This window comes from Microcoleus sp. S28C3 (assembly GCF_036700785.1).
Taxonomy (GTDB): Bacteria; Cyanobacteriota; Cyanobacteriia; order Cyanobacteriales; family Microcoleaceae; genus Microcoleus; species Microcoleus asticus.
Genome location: NZ_JAUBPO010000223.1, coordinates 1 through 4,515 on the forward strand (window position 1 = coordinate 1; position 4,515 = coordinate 4,515).

General features: G+C 44.0%; 6 protein-coding genes. 2 read left to right on the forward strand and 4 right to left on the reverse strand.

The genetic code is table 11. The features are described 5' to 3' along the window. Nucleotides 1-367: 367 nt before the first annotated feature. The 4 genes from QUA13_RS31690 to QUA13_RS31705 form a co-directional block, all read right to left on the reverse strand. Nucleotides 368-766, reverse strand: a complete 399-nt coding sequence (locus QUA13_RS31690; protein WP_333204950.1) for a transcriptional regulator — start codon at nt 764-766, stop codon at nt 368-370. Next, complete coding sequence (locus tag QUA13_RS31695; RefSeq protein ID WP_333204952.1) at nt 750-1,049, reverse strand: type II toxin-antitoxin system HigB family toxin; 300 nt, start codon at nt 1,047-1,049, stop codon at nt 750-752. The genes QUA13_RS31690 and QUA13_RS31695 overlap by 17 nt, the downstream gene beginning before the upstream one ends. A 219-nt stretch (nt 1,050-1,268) precedes the next feature. Then, nucleotides 1,269-1,718 carry a HEAT repeat domain-containing protein gene (locus QUA13_RS31700; protein ID WP_333204954.1) on the reverse strand — a complete coding sequence of 150 codons (450 nt, stop codon included), beginning with the start codon at nt 1,716-1,718 and terminating at the stop codon, nt 1,269-1,271. Nucleotides 1,719-1,800: 82 nt separating this feature from the next. Further along, entirely contained in the window at nt 1,801-2,610 is an 810-nt protein-coding gene (locus tag QUA13_RS31705) for a pentapeptide repeat-containing protein (protein ID WP_333204956.1), read from the reverse strand. Nucleotides 2,611-2,681: 71 nt separating this feature from the next. On the opposite strand from QUA13_RS31705, the gene QUA13_RS31710 reads away from it, so the two are divergent. Beyond that, entirely contained in the window at nt 2,682-3,584 is a 903-nt protein-coding gene (locus QUA13_RS31710; RefSeq protein ID WP_333204958.1) for a phosphodiester glycosidase family protein, read from the forward strand. A 295-nt stretch (nt 3,585-3,879) separates the two neighbouring features. Further along, nucleotides 3,880-4,392, forward strand: coding sequence for a HEAT repeat domain-containing protein (locus QUA13_RS31715; RefSeq protein WP_333204960.1), 513 nt, complete (start codon nt 3,880-3,882; stop codon nt 4,390-4,392). Nucleotides 4,393-4,515 lie beyond the last annotated feature (123 nt).

Consider the following 4,515-nt stretch of genomic DNA (forward strand, 5'->3'; position numbering starts at 1 on the left):
TACTGTCATATCACACTATGATAAACACTTCTCTCTAATAGTAACTTACTCGATCCTTTCCTTCAGGGCACTACCAACGCCCCGATATAATGCCAATACTAGAAAAGCATAGTAACCTACACCAATCGCCAGCGATATGGTCTAGGAGCGTCACTTAATTGTTTTTTCCAAATTTATCTTTGAGCTAATCATACCTTAATTCAGCAACGCCTAATAATCGGTAAAATTTAGGGACTGCCGGCCTAGGGTCAGATGCCTCTGGCATGGGCATCGGGCATCGGGCATGGGTAATAGTTAGTGGTTACTGGTTAGTAGTTTTTCTAATCACAAATAACCCATGCCCTATTCCCAATGCCCAATTTCTAAATTAAATGAACAAGCTAGGTGAGATTTTAAAATAATCGCCTAGTGCCTTAGCTTGTGCCTTGCTAATCGCTCTTTTCCCATTCACAACCTCAGACACCACACCGCTCGATCCAATGATACCTACCAAGTCCGCTTGACGGGTGCCGCTGGATTCCATGATGTGTTGCAAAATCTCATGAGGTTCCGATTTGTCCATCGGATAATTTTCCGTCTCATAAACTTCAATCAGCGTGACTAACAACTTGTATAAAGCTCTCTCCTCTGGAGTGAGGTTTTTAGCGAACGTTAGCCGTTCTGCCACAGCCAAGAGGCGATCGTATTCCTCTTCGGTTTCGATCGCCCTAGGAGCAATTTCTGCAAGCAAGTTGCTATAAGTTGCTCTGTCAAAAGTAAGTATCATTTTTCCATTTGTCTTTGTCGTACTCAGCGTGGGTTAGGAAATATTTGTAAAAAATAGTTTGGTTCTCGTAGTTGATGCCGACAATCAGGCGATATTCGTTGCCTTTGATATTAAAGACTGTCAAGTCTCCTACTGCTTCGGCATCTCGGTAAATCTTGCGAACATCCTCCAAATTCTGCCATTCTGCTTGCTTTACAGTTGCGTTCCAGCTATCAATTTGATTTTTGACATCGGGATACTGGGCAGCATCTTTACGGAGGTTCCGGATCGAGATTAGGTGCATGGGTTTTTTGTTTTGATATTTGGGGGTTTTTCATAGGTTGCCTGGGTAATTTTGCAGCGAAGTTTTGCTTATCCTTTCAAAATGAGGCGTTGCTGAATACAGGTATGAATTCAATATTTCCCAATTGCTATAAGCCAAGTATGGTGACTTTTGTAACATCAAGCGAAAAGTTGATTCTTCATACCGTGAATTAGCAACGCCCAAAATGAGAGGATAATGTCAAGAGCCGAGCGAGTAAAAATTCTCAAGGGAAGTTTTGCTTATTCTCTCATTTTGAGAGGATAATGTCAAGGCCCGATCGAGTAAAAATTCTTTAACCCACGCCAAGTGGGTTTTGTCTGTGTAGGCGCGGTTGGAAACCGCAGGCTTTGTCTTTAATCCCACTCTTCCTCCCCCGACTCGATCCTCATCCTGTAAAAAAGCTTCTAGCAGCGTGGTTCGGGCGATCGCCTCGCCGCAAATCAGAGTCAGCGTTTTAGCAAAGGCTCTACGCACGACAGGGTTGGGGTGATGTGCTAGAGCTTCCAGCAAAAAAGGAGTTGCAGGTTTGCCAATTGAGCCGAGAGTTTCGGCTAAACTCAGCCTCACCATTCCCTGCGAATCTCCCATACATTCGACAATCTTTTTGAGCAGTTCGCTGTCGTTGGGATTGAAAGTTGCGATGGCCATTTGCTCCCTCACCGTTTGTAGCAAAGCGTCGCTTTCTGCTGGATCAATTGCTGTTTGAATATCAGTCGGGGAATTTTAGATTTTAAATTTTAGATTTTAGATTGAGGTAATTTATATCGAACTTAGCATCAGCGAGATTTGCCCCTCTGAACGAAGTACCCTCAGCATTTCCAATCTCTCGAACAATAGCCGAGAAAGACACAAACGCAAACCAAAGATACAGCAGCGACAGCAAACCGAAACACATACCCCAAAACAGTTTCTGAGTGCTCAGAAAAGCGCTCGCCGTTGCACTGAACAAAAAAGCCGCTGCGTAAGTCGCCACACTTCCAGCCGATGCGATCGCCACCTGTGCAAATTGACCACGAATCCGCCAACTCACAAAAAACATTAACACCCCGCCGATCGCCATTCCAGCAATAGCAGCCTGGGAATTATCATTAGTTGCAGTCCCAGCATAGAAAAATCCCAACAAAGCTCCTGATAGAATAGCAGAAATTGTTCGTGCTAATCTACCCGCTTTTGAGGTTTTTGGCTGTTTGCTGGCGATCGCCGAAGCGAAACCAGCAGCGCTCAAAACCCCGTACAGCAACAGAACAAAAGGCCAACTGCGAGAGTCCGGTACTTGTCCTTGAGCTCCCAAAATCAGTCGAGTCAGAACATCGCCCACCACCAAACAAATCGCGATCGCCCCTGCACTCAAAACAGCTATCTGTCGCCTAGAAAGCCCGATTTTCGCACCGAGAAAATTCGCACCCGCTAACTGAGCATTTCTAAAATTGCAGCCTCTAACATCCGCACCGCTGAAATCAGCACCGTTAAGAACTTGTCCTTGGAACGATCGATTTCGTAAAATTTGATTGCTAAAATTATTGGAACCCGAATACTTCATATTAGTAGAGGGTGCTTGAAAATATATAAATATGTCAGTGTTCCCGTCCCCTATCTAAAATCTAAAATGGTATGACTTATCGACCCACGATCAAACAAATTTGGCATATTCTAGGTCTCGGAATATTGCTCGCACCAATACTAATCTACAACATTCCATACTTTTTGCGTCCCCAACAAACAAACGAAGCCCGATCGCTCTTTCAAGGAATAGGCTACCGCAGGGAATTTCGGACTAATCCACGTCCCACCCTAATTCACATTCTTAGCATAGACCTAAAAGCGCCGGGAATAGGAATTTTTGTCACTCCCGGAAACCCAACACCCGATTTAACAGAAACCCATGCCCGCACGGCTACTGAATTCCTGAAAGAATTTAAATTGCAATTAGCAGTCAACGGCAATTTTTTTTATCCCTGCATCGAGGAAGCACCTTGGGATTACTATCCCCGCAGTGGCGATCGAGTAAATAATGTCGGACACGCCATTGCCAAAAACCAAGCTTATTCTCAACCAAATCCAGACTTTCCCGCCCTTTGTTTTGATGCCAAAAACCGTGTTCAAATAATCGAAAACGGCACTTGTCCTGCGGGGACAGCCTATGCAGTTGCCGGAGATACTTTGCTGGTAAAAAATGGCAAATCCGTAGCACAAAGTCAGGAAGAACGCAAACAGGATAAACCCTATCCCCGTGCAGTCGCGGCGATCGACAAAACAGGCGACAAGTTGTGGTTAATTCTGGTAGACGGCAAGCAGAGGCTTTACAGTGAAGGGCTGAAATTGAGCGAAATAACTGATATTTCGATGCAGTTGAAAGCCGAGACAGTGCTAAATTTAGATGGCGGTGGGTCTGTAAGTTTTGCAGTAGCATCGCCGTCTGGAGCGAAACTGTTGAATGCTCCGATTCAGAATAAAATTCCCATGCAGGAACGTCCAATTTCCAATCATTTGGGGTTTTATGCGCGCGAAAATTAGGGTTTTAAATTGCGCTTTTACCTCCAAAAATAGGGGTTAAAAATGATTCTATTGTGCACTGCGCCCAAGTCGCTGGTTGTAAAAAATCTGCTGTAAAAACCTATTTAAAAAAATAAATTATGCCTCCGCATACTCAAATAAATAGGGTACTGATTGCCTTCATTACTAATACAAAAGTTCGCTTAAATACCCACAAAATTTCTTATTCAACAGTGATTTTTTTTTAAATCTTCCCAAAATCCGGGAATAATTGCTAAAATTGTAAAGAAACGTAACAAAAATATATAATTGGCTTATGAAAATTAGCGAAATCCAAGCAGCGCTGCAAAGTTCGGATTCTCAAGACAGGGTGCGGGGGGTAACGGCTCTGAGAAAGTGCGATTCTGCGGTGGCGGTACCGATGTTGCTGAGCAAAGTGGACGATCGGGAGTTTATCGTGCGATCGTTGGTGGCGATGGGATTGCGGCAGACTCAAACTGCGGAAGCTTTTGCGGCGCTGTTAAAAATGATGCAGTTCGATCGCGATCCTAACGTGCGCGCCGAAGCCGCTAACTCTTTGTCAATGTTCGGAACCGAGGCGATTCCTCATTTAGTGGAAGCTTTTCGCCGCGATGACAATTGGCTCGTCCGCCGCAGTATCATGGCTCCGCTGTATGAAATGCAGTGTCCTGATGCAGTATTTGAAATTTGTGCGATCGGTCTTGGCGGCGAAGATTTAGCAGTTCAGGAAGCTGCAATTGACGGATTTGGTCTGCTGGCAAATACTGTGAAGCAAGAAGAGGCATTGCAGCAATTATTACCTCTATAGCAATCCTAAATCATTATCAAGACTATGATAAAATTATATGCAATACTTGATTGTGACAATAAAAAATGAATAACTTACAACTGCCACAAAAAGATATGGAAAAAGAAATAGCGTTGTTAGAAT

Excerpts from the sequence above, each read along its gene's own strand:
- QUA13_RS31690 (WP_333204950.1), bottom strand. The coding sequence starts at position 766 with ATGATACTTACTTTTGACAGAGCAACTTATAGCAACTTGCTTGCAGAA.
- QUA13_RS31695 (WP_333204952.1), bottom strand. The coding sequence starts at position 1,049 with ATGCACCTAATCTCGATCCGGAACCTCCGTAAAGATGCTGCCCAGTAT.
- QUA13_RS31700 (WP_333204954.1), bottom strand. The coding sequence starts at position 1,718 with ATGGCCATCGCAACTTTCAATCCCAACGACAGCGAACTGCTCAAAAAG.
- QUA13_RS31705 (WP_333204956.1), bottom strand. The coding sequence starts at position 2,610 with ATGAAGTATTCGGGTTCCAATAATTTTAGCAATCAAATTTTACGAAAT.
- QUA13_RS31710 (WP_333204958.1), top strand. The coding sequence starts at position 2,682 with ATGACTTATCGACCCACGATCAAACAAATTTGGCATATTCTAGGTCTC.
- QUA13_RS31715 (WP_333204960.1), top strand. The coding sequence starts at position 3,880 with ATGAAAATTAGCGAAATCCAAGCAGCGCTGCAAAGTTCGGATTCTCAA.